This is a genomic window from Clostridium bornimense (genome assembly GCF_000577895.1).
Classification (GTDB): domain Bacteria; phylum Bacillota; class Clostridia; order Clostridiales; family Clostridiaceae; genus Clostridium_AN; species Clostridium_AN bornimense.
Map to the genome: position 1 here is coordinate 70,071 of NZ_HG917868.1, position 17,398 is coordinate 87,468.

Sequence of the window (17,398 nt, forward strand, 5' to 3'; positions counted from 1 at the left end):
CTTTTTTGTGAATAATATAATACTAATAGGAATGCCAGGCTGTGGAAAAACATCTTTAGGGAAGAAAGCTTCCGAAGAATTAGGATTAGAGTTTCTTGATTTAGATGATTATGTGGTAGATAGAAATGGTATGACAATAGAAGAGATGTTTAGTAGAAGTGAAGACTTTTTTAGAGATAAAGAATCTTCTGTAGTAAGGGAAATGACAGGGTACAAAAATACTATTATATCCACAGGTGGTGGAGTTATAAAGAGAAAAGAAAACATGGATGTGTTGAAAAGCTGTGGATATATTGTATTTATCCACAGAGTACCTGAAAAAATCATAGAAAATGTGGATACAGAAACAAGACCTTTACTTAAAGAAGGGAAGGAAAGAATATATAATCTTTATAGAGAAAGAAAAGATTTATATGTTTTATATTCTGACAAGATATTATATAACAATGATAGTGAAGAAGAGGCTGTGAAAAAACTTAAAGAAATAGTTAAAGAATATGGGGTGATAAAATGAAAATACTAGTTATCAATGGACCAAATTTAAACCTTTTAGGTGTTAGAGAAAAAGGAATATACGGTTCACAAAATTACTATGATTTAGTTAAGGAAGTTAAGGAAAAGGGAAAAGCGTTAGGTACTGAAGTAGAGGTTTTTCAAAGTAATTCCGAAGGTGAGTTAATAGACAAAATTCATAGTGCTTATGGGGAATTTGATGGGATTGTGATAAATCCAGGGGCATATACTCATTATTCTTATGCAATTTATGATGCTATTTTATCTGTAAGTATACCTACTATTGAAGTTCATATAAGTAATATTCATAAGAGAGAAGAGTTTAGAAGAAAATCTGTTATAGCTCCAGCTTGCGTTGGACAAGTGTGTGGATTAGGGTTTAAGGGATATGGATATGCTTTAGAGTATTTGGTAGATATGATCAGTGCATAGTGGTTAGTAACTTGTATAATGGTAGCTTTTCTTTTGGGGAGGCTACTATTTTTTTATTGGGTAATTCAGAATATAGATCGTATAATTGAGTCACAAGTCAAAGAGGTTGCAACATATATTAATATAATGGAGTTACACTGGAATAATATTTAAAAAGTTATAGTTATGAAAATAGTCGCTAATTTTAATAAATATATAAAAATATGATTATGTAAACTAAAAAATTATTTTTATATATGAAGTTGAAATTATATACCAACAGTATAGAGTATGTTGAAATATATGTAAATAGTTTAGCATAAATATAGTATTAAATATTTATAGTAGGAGTGTAATAAATGGATTATAATAAAATATTTACAGAATTTCGTGATGGTGTAACAGAAACATATCCTATTGAAGGGAGAAAGTATACAGTTACTCATTCTGATAAAACTGGTGATTTATTTGTAACCATTGGACTTAAATACGCAGAAGACAAGATAGATAAACTTAGAGATGAAGTGCTTTTAAAATGGACACATAGTAACGGAAAAATTAAATTAGTTGGAGAGGTATTAATTGATAACGATACAATAAAAAAGAGTAAGATTAGAAATATGCTTTTTAATAAGGAGATGCCATTGGCATTGCAAGCTATTAGATATGGTGATAGAAAATTATTTGAGGAGAATAAGAAGCTAGATGACATTGTAATTGAAATTAAGTTTATTTCAGAGCTTGAAGAATATAACAAAGTAAAAAACTTTGGAACTATGAAGGAATACAAAATATAAATTTTTATTATAATAGTAAAAATAAGAACTAAATGTGATATCATGGTATATATCTATAAAAATTGAAATTTATGGTGGGAAGAATATATGAAAATTAATAAAAAGGTAATGAGTATGATTTTAATAGTTATAGTGGTACTAGGATATTTCATTATAAGGGACAAGATATTTGTTAGTAATAACACAAAGCTATATAGTGGTATTGAAAATAACAATTTTAGTCTTATTGATGAAGCTTTAGTAGAAGGCTGTGATATTAATGAATTTGATCATATAAATAATGGTGAATCAAAGCCTATTTTTATAGCTATGAATAATAATAATGAAAATAATAGAGAAGTAGTAAAGTATCTTATAAAAAACGGGGCGGATGTCAATAGTTGTAGGGAAGATGGTACTTCTATATTGATGGCTATGGCTTCCGAAAATAATAATGAGATTTGTCAATTACTTTTAGATTATGGGGCAAATATAGAATATAGAGATAAAAATGGGTATACAGCTTTAGAGTATGCTGCTTCTGGTAGTGAGGATGAAAATAGGATTATGTCAACTATAGAATTATTTTTAGATAATGGTGGAAAAATAGGACCAAATACATTAGAAGCAGTTTTTAAAGGAAGGTCTATATATAATGATGGTGATGGTAAATATGCACTAGTAAACTTTGTACTAAAAAGTCTTCTAGATAATAACTATGAATCAGAATTGAAGCCTGTAGTAGAAGCAGCCATTTTAGGAGAAACAAATAAGGTTACATCATTAATTTGTAAAAATGATATAAATGAAGATGATAGAGATACAATTTTATTTTATACTGCTGCATTTGGAGATGTAGATACAATAAAGGTTTTACAAGAAAAAGGTGCAGAGCTAGAGGTTTGTAATAATTATGGTATGTCTATATTAACAATAGCAGCTAAGTATGGGAATATCGATGTTGTTAGGTATCTTTTAGATCAAGGATTAGATGTTAATGGTGGAGAGGGATATGTACCACCAGTAGTTATGGCAGCAAAAAATAATCATTATGATGTAGTTAAGTATCTTATAGAAAAAGGTGCAAATCTTGTTCCTAGTAGTGATTTTTATAATGTGCTTTATGAAGCTGCTAGTAATGGTAATGTGCAGATGGTAGATTTGATATTGAAAAGTGGATATCCTTTAGATGATAATTATTTGTTTTCAACAGCTACAAAAGTTATTAAAAATAGAAATACTAGTATAGTTCAATATTTATTAGATAATGGATATGACTTAAAAATTAAAAAAGATGGACAAAGTTTATTAGAATATGCTGATGATTATTATGTGGCTAAAGTATTAGTAGAAGGCGGGTTAGATATTAATGAATATAATAAATCTGCAAAAGATTTAAAAATGTTAGAGTATTTATTTGAAAATGGAGCATCACCAAATAGAATATTAGAAAATGCTATAGCTTATGGAAATATGGATATACTTAAACTTGCAATAAGGTATGATGCAAATATAAATTATATTGATGAAGATTCCCATATGAAAAATAGTCCACTTACACTTGCCGCTTATAGTGGTAGTAAAGATATAATGAAGAAAATAATTAAAAATGGTGGAGATATAAATTATCAAAATGCTGAAGGTACTACTGCTATTTTAGAAGCTACTAAAATGGGATGGACTGATTGTGTCAAATTATTACTAGAGTCAGGAGCAGATAAAAATATAGAAGATAATTATAACTTTGATGCGTTACATTATGCCAAAGAGAATAATAGTAAAGATATTATTAGATTGTTAGAATAGAAAGAGGCTTTCGCAATAGCAAATGAGAATTTGTAGGCGAAAGCCTTTTTTTAAATTCGCACTTCACGATTCACAATTGTAGTGGAAATTCCTGCGGAATTTCTAAGATTATAAGTGTAGTATCATTAGTTTCTTATAAAGACTTATTTTATAATTAAATATTGATATTGTAATGTTGCTTTATAGGGGACTAATAAAAGTTGTACTTTCATGTAGCTTAAAATATATATAATTATGAGAGAATCCCTTTTAAAGTCTTATGGAAAATAATAGATAATAGTTTTTATGTTTTTAAGAATATGAATTTACTTAAACATTTATTATGTAAACTAAATATTTATGAAAAAGCGTAGAAATGTACTTATAAACTTTACACATCTCTACGCTTTTATTTAAGCTGATGCTTTTTTATCTATTAAAAGATTGTAACCAAGACCAATTACGACAATTATACCGCCTAGAATTTTTCCTATAGATAATTCACCCATAGTAAAGTAGTCAATAACGATACCAGCAAATAATTGACCTACAAATACTAAAAGTGCCATATAGAATGCAGAAATTTTAGGTGCTATAAAGTTGGATAATGATATAGAAGCTACACCTACAAGGCCTCCTAAGTATGCAGTTAATGGAATTTTATTTAGTATAGATATTGATTCACTAAAAACTTCATTGCTAAATATTAATATTATAATGGAAAATATAAGTCCAGTTAAAAAATTATAAAAGGTGCTTTGATACATTCCTATTTTTGTTGATAGATTTGCATTTATAATTCTAGAGACAACTATAGATACTCCAGAGAGTGCTGCAATAAATAAGTAAAACATGATCAATCCTCCTAGTATATTGTCATAATAACTATTCCTATTGTTATTATTGATAGACCTATTAATTTCTTTTTGTTAAATTTTGAAATCTTTACATCTAATAATCCATAATGATCAATTATGATTGCAGATATTGTCTGTCCAAGTAAACTTAAAGCTATAGTTATAGAAGCTCCAACGGAGACATATCCTATATTAGTGAAAAGAACGGTGAAGACACCAACTATACCAGCGCTATATAGAAATATGGATTGGTTTTTATCGAAAATTAATTTTGACTTTGTAAAAATTAATACTAAAATTATTCCAATAAGTCCTATAAAATGGACAACAACACTGGAAGTATAATTACCTAAGTATACAGATAAGAGTCCATTAAAATAGACCATAAGTCCTATTAATGCACCTATTAATATTGATGCTAAGTTATACATATGTATTCCTCCTAAATAATTTAGTATAAATTTATCATAGATTTCTTGAACATTGTTATGACATATGTCATATTAGCTATAAAAGCTTGTATTTAATCTTAGAAAGGAAATAAACTAATGATAAAAATAGATGATGAAAATCTAAAGGATAAGTATATAAAAAAATATAACCTTGATAATATCTTTTCCAATGATATGAAAGAATATATGGAATTAATATTATTTGAGAAAAATGAATTTATATGTAGAGAAAATGAAAAGATAGAATATATTTTTTTCTTTGTAAAAGGAAAAGCAAAGGTATATATAGTACTACAAAATGGGAAATCATTACTTTTGTCTTTCTATTATCCATTTATGGTTTTAGGAGATTTAGAAATAGTATCTTTAAGTAGAGCTAGCACAAATGTACAAGTTTTAGAAGACTCTTATTGTATTGCATTACCTTTTTATAAGGTTAGAAATATTTTATTAGAAGATCCTAGATATTTAAGATTTACATGTAATTCTTTAAGTAAAAAACTTAAAAAATCAACTATTAATGGATCTATAAATTTACTATATCCTTTAGAAAATAGACTAGCTAGTTATATTTTAGCTACTAGTCAAAGAACTAATGTGGGAGTATTAAAGTTTAGTGGAAATTTAATGGAGATATCAGAATTATTAGGTACAAGTTATAGACATTTATTAAGAACATTAAGTAACTTAACAAGTAAAGGAGCAATAAGGAAACGAAGCAATTATTATGAAGTAATTGAAATAGAAATTCTTAAGGACTTAGCTTCAGAATTGTATAAATAACGTTAAAAAAACACAAAATATTGTTGAAATTGATATTAAGGAGTGTTGGATATGGATAAGAACCCAAGTATTAAGTGTACAGTACAACAATGTAAATATAATTCTGCAGCGGAATATTGTACTTTAAATGAAATTTTAGTAGGTACACATGAACAAAATCCTAAAGTTCCAGAATGTACAGATTGTAAGTCATTTGAATTAAAATAATAAAAAGGTCCAGCTTTGCTGGACCTTTTTATTATTTAATTACTAATTCTACAGGACAGTGATCAGAACCAAAAATTTCGTTATGGATATCAGCACTGACAAGTCGATCTTTTAAAGAGTTTGAAGTTAAGAAATAGTCGATTCTCCATCCTGCATTATTAGCTCTAGCATTAAATCTATAAGACCACCAAGAATAGGCACCTTCTTTATCTGGATAAAAATATCTAAAGGTATCAATAAATCCGTTAGATAAAAGGGTGGAAAATTTTTCTCTCTCCTGATCACTAAAACCAGCATTATTCCTATTAGTCTTTGGATTTTTTAAATCAATTTCTTCATGAGCTACATTTAAGTCACCACAAACTATTACAGGTTTATTTTTTTCAAGTTCTTTAATGTAATTTAGAAATGCATCTTCCCATGACATTCTATAATTTATTCTTGCTAATTTATCTTGTGAGTTTGGTGTATAAACAGTTATCATATAGAAATCTTCAAATTCTAATGTTATAACTCTACCTTCTTTATCATGTTCTTCAATACCAAGACCTAAGGTAACATTAAGAGGTTTTTCTTTAGTAAATATAGCTGTACCAGAATAACCTTTCTTTTCAGCATAGTTCCAATAATCATAGTAACCCTCAAGATTTAAATCTATTTGACCTTCTTGTAGCTTACTTTCTTGAATACAAAATATATCAGCATCAACATCTTTAAAATAGTCTAAGAACCCTTTTTTTACACAAGCTCTGAGGCCATTTACATTCCATGAAATTAATTTTTTCATATCGTATCTCCTTATTTTAAATATGTACTTAGTAAGATTATATTCTAAGTAATCTTAAAGATAAAGGGAATATTTTAAAATAAAGTATATTCCATATTTTAAAAATAAAATATGAATTAAGGAATATTTTTGATAAATAATAATGTTATATTAGATAATATAAGATATAAGGTGGTGATATAGTGATAGATTTAACATTATTAGGCTGTGGTGGCGGTATGCCTATGCCCAATAGATTTTTATCAGCTCTATGTATTAGTTACAAGGGGAGAAAAATACTTGTAGATTGTGGTGAAGGTACTCAAGTTTCAATGAGAATATGTAATTTAGGTTTTAAAACTATAGATGTTATTTGTATTAGCCATATTCATGGTGATCATATTGTAGGATTGCCAGGATTACTTGGCACTATAGGTAATAGTGGGAGAACAGATCCATTAACAATTATCGGACCTATAGGAATAACAGAGGCAGTAAAAGGGTTAAGGGTTATAGCGAATTGGTTGCCTTATGAGATTAATGTGATAGAAAATCCAAAAGATACGGTATTAGCCTGTAATGATGAAATTAAAATAGATACATTGGAAGTGGAACATTCCTCACCATGTATAGGATATAGTTTTTATCTTAAAAGGATGGCAAAATTTGATGTAGATAGAGCTATAGAAAATGGAGTGCCTAAACAGTTGTGGTCTAAATTGCAAAAGACTACTGAAGAAATAGAGTTTCAAGGGAGAATATATACTCCGGATATGATTAAAGGAGCTGAAAGAAAAGGAATTAAAGTTTCTATGATAACAGATACACGACCAATAGATGAAATAGTACCATTTATTAAAGATAGTGATTTATTTATATGTGAAGGTACATATGGAGATGATAAAGATATAGAAAAGGCAATTAAGAATAAGCATATGACTTTCCGAGAAGCAGCGACTTTAGCAAATAAGGCTAATGTAGAAAGGCTATTATTAACCCATTTTAGTACTGCTATGGATTCTCCGGAAAGGCATATTAGTAATGCTACAGCAGCTTTTAGTAATACAATTATAGGCGAAGATAGGTTAGAACTTCATTTAAGCTTTAAAGAATAATTAAAATGTTTTTTCAAAAGCTATTCGTTCACTATTATCTTCTAAATATATTATCCCACAATAAGTAAAGTTATTTTTAAGTAGAACTTTTTGCATAGCTTTATTATCTTTGTGGGTATCTATTTTTATGCTATGAATATTGTTTTTTAAAGCGAGAGCTTTGGCATTATCTAGAATAGTTGAAGATAGTCTCAATCCTTTATAATCATTAGATACAGCCACTCTATGAATAACGACATATCTATCATTAGTAAGCCAATTTCCTTCAATATGATTGTAGGTTGGCTCTGCTTCAAAAGATATAGACGCAGTAGCAACTATATTATCATCTTTAACTAATACATAAGAAGTTTCATTATTTACATCATTTAAAATAGTTTTTTCATTAGGATAGTTATCTTGCCATTGATCTATATTATTTTCTTTAAAATATTTTTGCGCTTCTTTTATAATAATCATTATATTATCAAGATCAGATTTTATAGCTTTTCTAAATTCCATATAAACTCCTCCTCAGTAAAATACAAATAGATTGTACCATATTGTATATAAGAGAATCATAAAGAAAGGATATTACTAAATTCTTAAATTACAATATTCTAGCTGAAGGTATTTTTTTAGCATTAGCAACTAATGTGAATAAACTACATAATAAAATACAATCTAGTAGAACTAGTAATCTCTTGTTTACGTTGAAAAAAATTAGCCTAATGAACTAACAAATTAGAGTTGATGGAAAAGTTGGATATAATGGTATTTCTAGTAGTACCAGAGAAGGAGATGAAAAAACACCAGCTGGAATACATTCATTTGGAACTGGGTTTGGAATTGCAGGTAATCCAGGTAGTAATATAGGATATAGACAAGTTACTGTAAATGATTATTGGGTTGATGATAGTAATTTTTCATATTACAATAAATGGGTTAATGTAACAGAGGTCGCTAAGGATTGGAATTCGGAAGAACATTTGATAGATGAACAAGTAGCTTATAAATATGGTGCAGTAATTAATTATAATACTAATTGTGTGCCTGGAGCAGGGTCAGCGATTTTCTTACATTGTATAAAGGGAAATGCTACAGGTGGATGTGTAGCGGTTCCGGAAAGTACAATGATACATTTATTACAATGTATGAATAGTGGTACTAGAATAGTAATAGCTACTAATAGTAGTACTATTTATAATTATTAAAAATAAAGTTGTTTCTTTTTGGACTTGTAATAACAGATTTATGAAAGTGCAACTTTCATTAGCATACTGTAAGACAATATTATAACATCAATATTTAACTATAAAATAAATGTGATGATACCAAGCTCTAGTATCATCACACTTACAATTCAAGAAATTCCGTAGGAATTTCCACCAAAACTGTGTACTGACATACATTTTATTCTCCAAGATAAGCCGCTCTTACCTTATCGTCATGTAAAAGTTCATCAGCAGTACCTTGTAGTGTTATACGTCCTGTTTCAAGTACGTAAGCTCTATCAGCAATAGAGAGAGCTTTATTAGCATTTTGTTCTACAAGAAGTATTGTAGTACCTGCTTTATTTATTTCTACGATAGTGTCAAATATATCATTTACTACTAGTGGTGCTAATCCCATAGATGGTTCATCAAGAAGTAACATTTTAGGTCTATTCATTAAAGCACGACCGATAGCTAACATTTGTTGCTCACCACCGGAAAGAGTTCCGGCATTTTGCTTGATTCTTTCTTTTAGTCTTGGAAACTTTTCAAAGACCATTTCATAGTCTTCTTCAATTGATTTTTTATCTTTTCTAAGGTAAGCACCAAGTTCTAGATTTTCCATAACAGAAAGGTTTGCGAAGATTTTTCTACCTTCCGGAACATGACTAATGCCTTTAGCAACAAGTTTGTGAGGTGCCATACCTGTTATATTTTCTCCATTAAATATTATCTCACCATTTTTAGGCTTTTCTAATGAAGAAAGAGCTCTAAGAGTAGAAGTTTTACCGGCACCATTAGCGCCTATAAGAGTTACTATTTCACCTTGTTTTACTTCTAAGTTTATTTTTTTTAGTGCGTGGATACCTCCGTAAAAAATATCTAAGTTATTTATTTTAAGCATTTACTGTGGCCTCCTCTCCTAGGTAAGCTTCAATTACTTTTGGATTATTCTTAATCTCATCTGGAGAACCAGCAGCTATTACCTTACCATAATCAAGTACAGTTATTTTATCGCATATGCCCATAACTAGCTTCATATCATGCTCAATAAGTAGTATAGATACATCATAAGTATCACGAATCCATCTTATTAAATCCGATAATTCAGCTGTTTCTTGTGGATTCATACCAGCTGCTGGTTCATCTAATAGTAAAAGTTTTGGTCCGGTAGCTAATGCTCTTACTATTTCTAGTCTACGTTGTTCACCGTAGGAAAGATTACTTGCTTTTTCATAACATTTATCTAGAAGATTAAATGTTTTAAGAAGATCTTTAACTTCGGAATCCATGTTAGATTCTTCTCTTTTAAATCTAGGTGTTCTTAAAATAGAATCTAGTAAATTATATTTAAGTTTATAATCATAAGAAATTTTTACATTATCTAAAACTGATAAATCAGAAAATAATCTTATATTTTGAAAAGTTCTAGCTATTTTCTTTGAAGTAATTATATAAGGTTTTAAACCTTGGATATCTTCTCCTAAGTAGGAGATTGTTCCGGAGGTTGGAGCATATACGCCTGTTAACATATTAAAAACAGTAGTTTTTCCAGCACCGTTTGGACCAATAAGGCCTACAACTTCTTTTTCACCGATATTTAGAGAAAAGTTAGATACGGCAACTAGTCCACCAAATTTTATTGTAAGATCTTTTACGTCTAACATGTTAATCCTGCTACTCAAAATATGGACAAATATATCCATTCCGAGATTTTTCCTTCTTCATCCTGTCTCATTTTGTTATAAAGAACTACTTTGATTTGGTATAACAGTCCAAAGGCGTAAATTCCGAACTAGCCATCCGTACATATCTATAAAATTTGTTTATGCTATTTTATAGATTTTAGCATCTTTTAAATTAAGACTAGCATTATAGTCTCTATCTTCAACATAACCACAATGACACTTATAAATTCTATCTTTAAGTTTTAAATCACTTTTAATAGAACCACAGTTATTACATAGTTTACTTGAAGGGTAAAATCTATCTACTATTCTTAGTTCAATACCAAATAGGTTGCATTTGTAGTTTAATTTATTTCTAAATTCATATAACTTTTGTTGAACAACTGCTTTGGATAAATGCCTGTTCTTCATCATTCCATTTACATTTAAGTCTTCAATAGTTATATAGCGTGGTTTTTGCTTAACTATTTCATAAATTGTTTTATTAATATAATCTGTTCTAATATTAGTAAGTCTTTGATGAATACTCTGTACTTTAACTATTTGTTTTTGAATATTTTGCCTAGTAGCATCTCCTTTCTTATTCTTATTTCTTAATTTTAAACTTTCATATTTCCTTGAAAGCCTTTTTTGTTCATTTTTTAATTTCTTTTCTAACTTTCTTATTTTTTGTGTTTTGTTAATATTCTTAAATTTTTGTTTATTGCTACATATAGCCAAATCTTTAACGCCTAAGTCAATTCCTATACCTTCGGTATACTCTCCACTTGGAATAGTCCAATCTGTATCTATAATAACTGATACATAATACCTATTATACTTTTTAGAAACAGTACCACTTATAACTTTTGCACCTACTGGAATATATCCATATTCCTTTAATCTAACATTCTTCAGTGTAGGTATCATGATTCTATGTCTATCTACTTTCCAATCGCCTTTATTATTTTTAGGAAAGTACAATTTAATATCGTCATTCTTTTTCTTTTTAAATCTAGGAAACTTACATTGACCGTTAAAGAATCTTTTATATGCAGTTTCAGCGTTTTGAATTGCCTTTTTTCTTGCTTTAGAACCACAATTATTTATCCAGCTATATTTTTCTAAACATTTAACTTTATTATTAATGTACTTGTCAAAATCATTAGCACTGATAAATGATTCTTTTTTATCAATAAAACCTTCTTTATATTGACTATATAGCTGACTGTTTGTGAACAAATAATGATTATATAGCCATCTACATACACCAATACTTTGATTAATTTTTTCTATCTGCTTATGAGTCGGCTTTATTTCTACTTTATATGCTCTTAGCAATTTTCTCATCTCTTTCCAGCGTCTTTGTGATTAAATATTATTATGTCTATTTTGTTTTCCATATATTCATCAATGAGTTTATTGCATATAAAGTTCTATATCTATCACAATGTTGTAATGTCTTAACACTTACACCAAATAAGTCAGCAAAATCTTTAGTTTTTTTATTATGTGTTTATTTGTCATTAATATAACCTTGAGTAGATATTATCGCATTTAAACACGTTTGTTTATGTTATTAATAACTAATTATCATTCCTTTGCTTTAGATTTCTTTTTAAATTTTTTAAGTACATCTGTTATTTCCATGTTACCAAATAGTCCCTTAGGTCTAAAAATCATAACAATTATCAATGCTAAAGAATAGAAAATCATTCTTAAGTCAGCAAAGCTTCTAAGTGCTTCTGGTAATATAGTTAGAACAATAGCAGCAATGATAGAACCAGAGATAGATCCCATACCACCAAGAACTACAAAAGTTAAAATCTCAATTGATTTCAAGAAGTTAAATGCTGTTGGTTGAATAAATCCATTTTGATGAGCGAAAAGTCCACCAGCAATTCCTGCAAAGAAAACAGAAACTAAAAAAGCCATTATTTTATATTTTGTAGTATTAACACCCATTGCTTCAGCAGCAATTTCATTTTCTCTAATAGCAATCATAGATCTACCTTTAGAAGAATGAATGATATTAGCGATAACAACTATAGTTAACACCATAGCAAAGTATACAAGAGTAAAATTAGTTTCACGAGGGATACTAGACAAACCTCTAGCACCACCAAGAGCATCGATATTTGTTATTAAAACTCTTATAATCTCACATATACCTAAAGTTGCTATAGCAAAATAATCTCCTTTTAATTTAAGAGTAGGTAACCCTACTAGGAAACCTATAACTGTTGCAAATAGTGCACCAATTATTATAGAAACTATAAATGGTATATTTGTTGTTGTTGATAAGTAGGCAGAAGTGTAAGCTCCAATTGCCATAAAGCCAGAATGGCCCAAGCTAAGTTGTCCTGTAAATCCAGTAATTAAGTTTAGAGAAACAGCTAAGATTACACTTATGCAACAAGAAACTAATATCCTTGAATAGTATCTATTAAGAATTCCAGAAGATATAAGAAAACTGAAAAATAAATATGCGCATATAATTAATGCAACCCAAGTAATGAGTTTTTTATATTTTTTCATTTATATCACCTACACTTTCTCATTAGATTTCTTACCAAGTAATCCAGATGGTTTAACTAGTAAGATGACTATTAGAATTCCAAATACAATTGCATCAGATAGTGTAGTTGAGATATATGCTTTTGTAAGAGTTTCTGTTAATCCAATAAGAATACCACCTATAAGTGCTCCAGGAATACTTCCGATTCCACCTAGTACAGCAGCTATAAATGCTTTAAGACCAGGTACAACACCCATATAAGGACCAACAGAGTTAAAAGCTAAAGAAACTAGAACACCGGCTGCACCAGCTAATGCAGAACCAATGGCAAATGTTGCGGAAATAGTAGTATTTACATTGATACCCATTAAAGAAGCAGCTTCTATATCATAAGAAGAAGCTCTCATTGCCTTACCTATCTTAGTTTTAAACACTATAAATTGAAGGAGAATTACAAGGATAATTGATACAACTAAAGTTAAAGCTTTTGATGTGTCAATTGATAGGCTACCAATATTGAGAACATTTGTACTTAATAATTTTGGAAAAGCTTTAGTATCAGGCCCTACTAAATATACCATTCCATTCTCTAAAAGAAGAGATACTCCTATGGCTGTTATAAGTAGTGTTATTCTAGGAGAGTTTCTAAGTGGTTTATAAGCCACTTTTTCAATTAAAACTCCTAGTAGTGCAGATGCCAACATTGATAATAATAATGTTGGAATTAGTGGAAGCTTTAGCGTTGATCCACAAAATATACCTACAAAGGCACCAATCATGTATATATCACCATGGGCAAAGTTAATTAAATTTATTATTCCATATACCATGGTATAACCTAGGGCTATTAATGCATAAATAGACCCTAGTGAAAGACCATTAGTAAGTTGTTGCAATAGTTCCATTTTAAATCCTCCTTCATAGATTATGGATTTATTTTCTTAACTAATGTTTGTTTTCCATCTTGAATTTTTATTACTGATACACTCTTTATTGGATTTCTATTTTTATCAAATGTAACATGACCAGTAATTGTATCTAAGTCAGTTTTTGCAAGAGCATCTTTTATTGCATCAGCATCAGTAGAACCAGCAGATTCTATAGCATTTGTTAATACTTGTAGAGTACTGTAAGATAAAGCAGCAAATGCATCTGGATCGGTATTATATTTTTCTTTATAAGATTTTACGAAGTTTTGTACATCTTCAGACTCATCTTCTGGAGAGTAGTGATTAACAAATATAGCACCTTCTACAGAATCTCCGCCAATTTCAAATAACTTAGGTGAATCCCAACCGTCACCACCAAGGAATTGAGCAGATATACCAGCAGTTCTTGCTTGATCAGTAATAAGTCCAACAGTATCGTAGTAATCAGGTAATACTAAAACATCAGGATTTAAGTTCTTAATTTTAGTTAATTGAGCACTGAAATCTTTATCACCGCTGTTATAAGAATCAAAAGATACTACTTCTCCACCAGCAGCTTCAAATTTTTTCTTGAAAGTCTCTGCGATTCCTTTAGAGTAATCAGAAGAAACGTTATATAATATAGAAGCTTTTTTCGCACTTAAATCTTCTGTAGCATATTTAGATAAAGTTTCACCTTGTAATGAATCTATATAACAACCTCTAAATACGTATTCTCCACCTTTTTTAGTTATATTAGGTTCTGTTGCTGTTGGAGAAATCATTGGTATCTGGTCTGATTTTGCTCTATCTGCTATAGCAGTACTTGAACCGGAAGTAACTGCGCCAAATATCATAGAAACCTCTTCTTTATTTACTAGCTTGTCATAAGCATTAAGCGCTTTAGTTGCATCAGCTTCATCATCTTCAAAAAGAAGTTTGATTTTTTTGCCATCAAATCCACCATTAGCGTTATACTCGTCTATAAATAATTCTGCTCCATTTTTAACTGAAGTACCATAACTTGAAGCGTCTCCTGTTAATGGTCCAATGCCCCCAATTAGAATTTCATCTTCAGATTTTTGCGATCCACATCCAACTAAAGATGTTAATGACAAGGTAGCTAATACTACCATTGATAGTAACTTTTTCTTCATAATAATTGCCCCCTTTTTATTAAAAATGAAAGAATAATAATATATAATTTCAAATCTAAAATTATTATAACACCAATATTATCAAAATAGTAACAATAATACAATATATACAAGTATTAAAAATGAAAATAATAAAAAAAATGAATAGTGTGTATAAATTTACAAAATAAAGAGATATAGCACGATTGCTATAAAATAAATATAGTGTTCGTTTACATAACAGGATGTTTTATTATAAAATTTAGTATAGTGGAACAATTAAATCCAATATTTTCAATAAATGATGAATTTGCAAGAAATGAAAGGAAAGACGTCATTTGTGAAATTAATGAAGGAGTATTGACAGTAATTTCTATAAAAATACATAGATGGAATAAAAGAGACAAAACAGTTATATAATATGTGATAATTAATTTTATTATGATAAAATTATAAACATGATTATAAAAATAAGTTTATTTATATAGAAGGTGTAGAAATGAGGAGTTCAGAAGAATTAAGAAAAAAATTAATTAGTATTGATGGAAGAGGATATAAGGCTTATAAGGATTTGGAAGGGCAATATAAGTTTAAAGATTATATTTTAAGTATAGATCATGTGCAAGGAGATCCATTTGCATCACCATCAAGAGTTAGGGTTATAGTAGATCAAAATGTAGCTAAAATACCGATGGAGCTTATTGATAAAAAATATAAGAATATAGCTGTTGCAGATTATATAACAAGAGAGTTTTACTCCAATATATATAAGAAAGGTGAAAGAATATTTGGATCTGGCAAGAGCGGGTTAATATCTATAAGTAAATGTACGCAAGAGGTTTTAGAGAGAACAGCTATAATTATAGATAGAGAGAAAATAGAAGCTAGATTTTATGTAGGGTTTCCTGCTAGAGGGAGAAGCGTACTTGCAAAGGAATTAGAAAAAATAATATACAATGTAATTCCTTCTATAGTAGAAAGTTCTTTAATATATAATAACTTAAATAAAAATCAACTTATTAGTAAAGTTAAATTAAGTGAAGATCAACAGTTTATAAGAGAAAAAATGAAAGAAGAAGGATTAGTAGCTTTTGTAGCCAATGGGTCCATATTACCAAGAGAGAGTGGAGTATCAGATAAACCTTTAAAGAGTGCAATACCTTTTGTATCACCAAAGACATTAGAGGTGGAATTTAATACACCTAATAAAGGTATTATAAAAGGTATGGGTATAAAAAAAGGAATAACAATTATAGTTGGTGGTGGATATCATGGTAAATCTACTTTACTTAAAGCTTTAGAAGTTGGAGTGTATAATCATATAAATGGTGATGGGAGAGAGTTTGTTATAACAGATGATACTGCATTTAAGATTAGAGCAGAAGATGGAAGAGCAGTAACTGGAGATGATATATCATTATTTATTAATAATATACCTAGCGGAAAGGATACAAAGAGGTTCTTTACGGAAAATGCTAGTGGTAGTACATCACAAGCGGCCAATATAGTTGAAGCTATAGAAAGTGGGACTAATGTATTATTAATTGATGAAGATACTTCCGCTACTAATTTTATGATGAGAGATGAATTAATGCAAAAGTTAGTAGCAAAAGAGCAAGAACCTATAACGCCATTTATAGAAGTTGTGAAACCTTTATATAGTCAAAAAAATATATCTACAATTATGGTAGTAGGAAGTTCAGGAGATTTTTTTGATGTGGCAGATTGTGTTATTCAAATGGATAACTATGAAGCTAAAGATGTAAGCGAAGAAGCTAAAAGGTTAATGAGAGGTGTAGTTTTATCAAGGATAGAAGAAAGAAATCTTAAGATAAATATAGATTTTAGCAGAAAGATAAAGAAAGGTACAATAGAAGCAGGTCATAAAGGAATAAAGATAAAAACCTTTGGTAAAGATGGTATAAGTATAAATAGAGAAGATATAGATTTAAGAGCAGTTGAGCAAATAGTAGATGGAGAACAATTGAATTCAATAGGATCTATTATGAAGTGGACTGAAGAAAATATTATGGATAGAAATTTAAAATTTGGTGAACTGGTAAACTTGATTATTGATACTATAAATGAGCGCGGATTAATATCTATGGAAAAAATGAAAGGTGGCTGGGGAAGTTTAGCTATGCCAAGGAAACAGGAGATAATGGCTGCTTATAATAGATATAGAAAATTAAAAATATGAGGATATAGAATTATTAAAGGATATTACAAGATTCTACAAAAATCTTGCAATATCCTTTTTTTGAGCGTAAAAACCATTTGTTTATACCAATAAATTAAAAGCCTACATAAA

The 17,398-nt window shown here is 29.0% G+C and carries 19 protein-coding genes; 9 read left to right on the top strand and 10 right to left on the bottom strand.

The window, feature by feature from the left end; genetic code table 11:
- Nucleotides 1-7: 7 nt before the first annotated feature.
- The 4 genes from CM240_RS00355 (at nucleotide 8) to CM240_RS00370 (ending at nucleotide 3,506) form a co-directional block, all read left to right on the top strand.
- The gene (locus tag CM240_RS00355; protein ID WP_242838483.1) at nucleotides 8-514 is read left to right on the top strand and encodes a shikimate kinase; all 507 of its coding nucleotides are present in this window, start codon (nucleotides 8-10) and stop codon (nucleotides 512-514) included.
- Nucleotides 511-945, top strand: coding sequence for a type II 3-dehydroquinate dehydratase (gene aroQ / locus CM240_RS00360; protein ID WP_044035729.1), 435 nt, complete (start codon nucleotides 511-513; stop codon nucleotides 943-945). Before CM240_RS00355 ends, aroQ begins: the two co-directional genes overlap by 4 nt.
- Before the next feature lie 338 nt (nucleotides 946-1,283).
- Nucleotides 1,284-1,721, top strand: a complete 438-nt coding sequence (locus CM240_RS00365) for a staygreen family protein (RefSeq protein ID WP_044035731.1) — start codon at nucleotides 1,284-1,286, stop codon at nucleotides 1,719-1,721.
- A gap of 87 nt (nucleotides 1,722-1,808) precedes the next feature.
- Nucleotides 1,809-3,506, top strand: a complete 1,698-nt coding sequence (locus tag CM240_RS00370) for an ankyrin repeat domain-containing protein (RefSeq protein WP_044035732.1) — start codon at nucleotides 1,809-1,811, stop codon at nucleotides 3,504-3,506.
- Between the two features lie 392 nt (nucleotides 3,507-3,898).
- Here CM240_RS00370 and CM240_RS00375 read toward each other — a convergent pair whose 3' ends face one another.
- Nucleotides 3,899-4,339: a DMT family transporter gene (locus tag CM240_RS00375; protein ID WP_044035733.1), complete on the bottom strand. Its 441-nt coding sequence runs from the start codon at nucleotides 4,337-4,339 to the stop codon at nucleotides 3,899-3,901.
- An 11-nt stretch (nucleotides 4,340-4,350) separates the two neighbouring features.
- On the bottom strand, nucleotides 4,351-4,773 hold the full coding sequence (locus CM240_RS00380; RefSeq protein WP_044035734.1) for a DMT family transporter: 423 nt from the start codon (nucleotides 4,771-4,773) through the stop codon (nucleotides 4,351-4,353).
- 117 nt (nucleotides 4,774-4,890) lie between these two features.
- Between CM240_RS00380 and CM240_RS00385 the strand changes: the two genes are divergently transcribed.
- Both CM240_RS00385 and CM240_RS17110 read left to right on the top strand, forming a co-directional pair.
- On the top strand, nucleotides 4,891-5,577 hold the full coding sequence (locus CM240_RS00385; protein WP_044035735.1) for a cyclic nucleotide-binding domain-containing protein: 687 nt from the start codon (nucleotides 4,891-4,893) through the stop codon (nucleotides 5,575-5,577).
- Nucleotides 5,578-5,628: 51 nt separating this feature from the next.
- Nucleotides 5,629-5,784 carry a DUF1540 domain-containing protein gene (locus CM240_RS17110; protein WP_084485326.1) on the top strand — a complete coding sequence of 52 codons (156 nt, stop codon included), beginning with the start codon at nucleotides 5,629-5,631 and terminating at the stop codon, nucleotides 5,782-5,784.
- A 31-nt stretch (nucleotides 5,785-5,815) separates the two neighbouring features.
- Here the strand turns inward: CM240_RS17110 and CM240_RS00390 are convergent, their stop codons facing one another.
- Nucleotides 5,816-6,571, bottom strand: a complete 756-nt coding sequence (locus tag CM240_RS00390) for an exodeoxyribonuclease III (protein ID WP_044035736.1) — start codon at nucleotides 6,569-6,571, stop codon at nucleotides 5,816-5,818.
- A 182-nt stretch (nucleotides 6,572-6,753) separates the two neighbouring features.
- Between CM240_RS00390 and CM240_RS00395 the strand changes: the two genes are divergently transcribed.
- Nucleotides 6,754-7,665, top strand: coding sequence for a ribonuclease Z (locus CM240_RS00395; protein ID WP_044035737.1), 912 nt, complete (start codon nucleotides 6,754-6,756; stop codon nucleotides 7,663-7,665).
- Here CM240_RS00395 and CM240_RS00400 read toward each other — a convergent pair whose 3' ends face one another.
- A complete protein-coding gene (locus tag CM240_RS00400) occupies nucleotides 7,666-8,166 on the bottom strand; it encodes a GNAT family N-acetyltransferase (RefSeq protein WP_044035738.1) in 501 nt (166 codons plus the stop codon).
- 254 nt (nucleotides 8,167-8,420) lie between these two features.
- Between CM240_RS00400 and CM240_RS17115 the strand changes: the two genes are divergently transcribed.
- Nucleotides 8,421-8,858 (top strand): L,D-transpeptidase family protein, encoded by a 438-nt coding sequence (locus tag CM240_RS17115; protein ID WP_278246580.1) that lies wholly within the window; start codon nucleotides 8,421-8,423, stop codon nucleotides 8,856-8,858.
- A 199-nt stretch (nucleotides 8,859-9,057) separates the two neighbouring features.
- Here CM240_RS17115 and CM240_RS00410 read toward each other — a convergent pair whose 3' ends face one another.
- The 6 genes from CM240_RS00410 to CM240_RS00435 form a co-directional block, all read right to left on the bottom strand.
- Nucleotides 9,058-9,762 carry an ABC transporter ATP-binding protein gene (locus tag CM240_RS00410; RefSeq protein ID WP_044035739.1) on the bottom strand — a complete coding sequence of 235 codons (705 nt, stop codon included), beginning with the start codon at nucleotides 9,760-9,762 and terminating at the stop codon, nucleotides 9,058-9,060.
- Nucleotides 9,755-10,525, bottom strand: coding sequence for an ABC transporter ATP-binding protein (locus CM240_RS00415; protein ID WP_044035740.1), 771 nt, complete (start codon nucleotides 10,523-10,525; stop codon nucleotides 9,755-9,757). Before CM240_RS00415 ends, CM240_RS00410 begins: the two co-directional genes overlap by 8 nt.
- A 159-nt stretch (nucleotides 10,526-10,684) precedes the next feature.
- Complete coding sequence (locus tag CM240_RS00420) at nucleotides 10,685-11,866, bottom strand: RNA-guided endonuclease InsQ/TnpB family protein (protein ID WP_044035741.1); 1,182 nt, start codon at nucleotides 11,864-11,866, stop codon at nucleotides 10,685-10,687.
- 252 nt (nucleotides 11,867-12,118) lie between these two features.
- Entirely contained in the window at nucleotides 12,119-13,063 is a 945-nt protein-coding gene (locus CM240_RS00425; protein ID WP_044035742.1) for a branched-chain amino acid ABC transporter permease, read from the bottom strand.
- 9 nt (nucleotides 13,064-13,072) lie between these two features.
- On the bottom strand, nucleotides 13,073-13,948 hold the full coding sequence (locus CM240_RS00430; RefSeq protein WP_044035743.1) for a branched-chain amino acid ABC transporter permease: 876 nt from the start codon (nucleotides 13,946-13,948) through the stop codon (nucleotides 13,073-13,075).
- Nucleotides 13,949-13,968: 20 nt separating this feature from the next.
- Nucleotides 13,969-15,108 (bottom strand): ABC transporter substrate-binding protein, encoded by a 1,140-nt coding sequence (locus tag CM240_RS00435; RefSeq protein WP_044035744.1) that lies wholly within the window; start codon nucleotides 15,106-15,108, stop codon nucleotides 13,969-13,971.
- A gap of 478 nt (nucleotides 15,109-15,586) precedes the next feature.
- Here CM240_RS00435 and CM240_RS00440 point away from each other — a divergent pair, with 478 nt between their 5' ends.
- On the top strand, nucleotides 15,587-17,287 hold the full coding sequence (locus CM240_RS00440) for an ABC-ATPase domain-containing protein (protein ID WP_044035745.1): 1,701 nt from the start codon (nucleotides 15,587-15,589) through the stop codon (nucleotides 17,285-17,287).
- The last annotated feature ends 111 nt before the right edge of the window (nucleotides 17,288-17,398 follow it).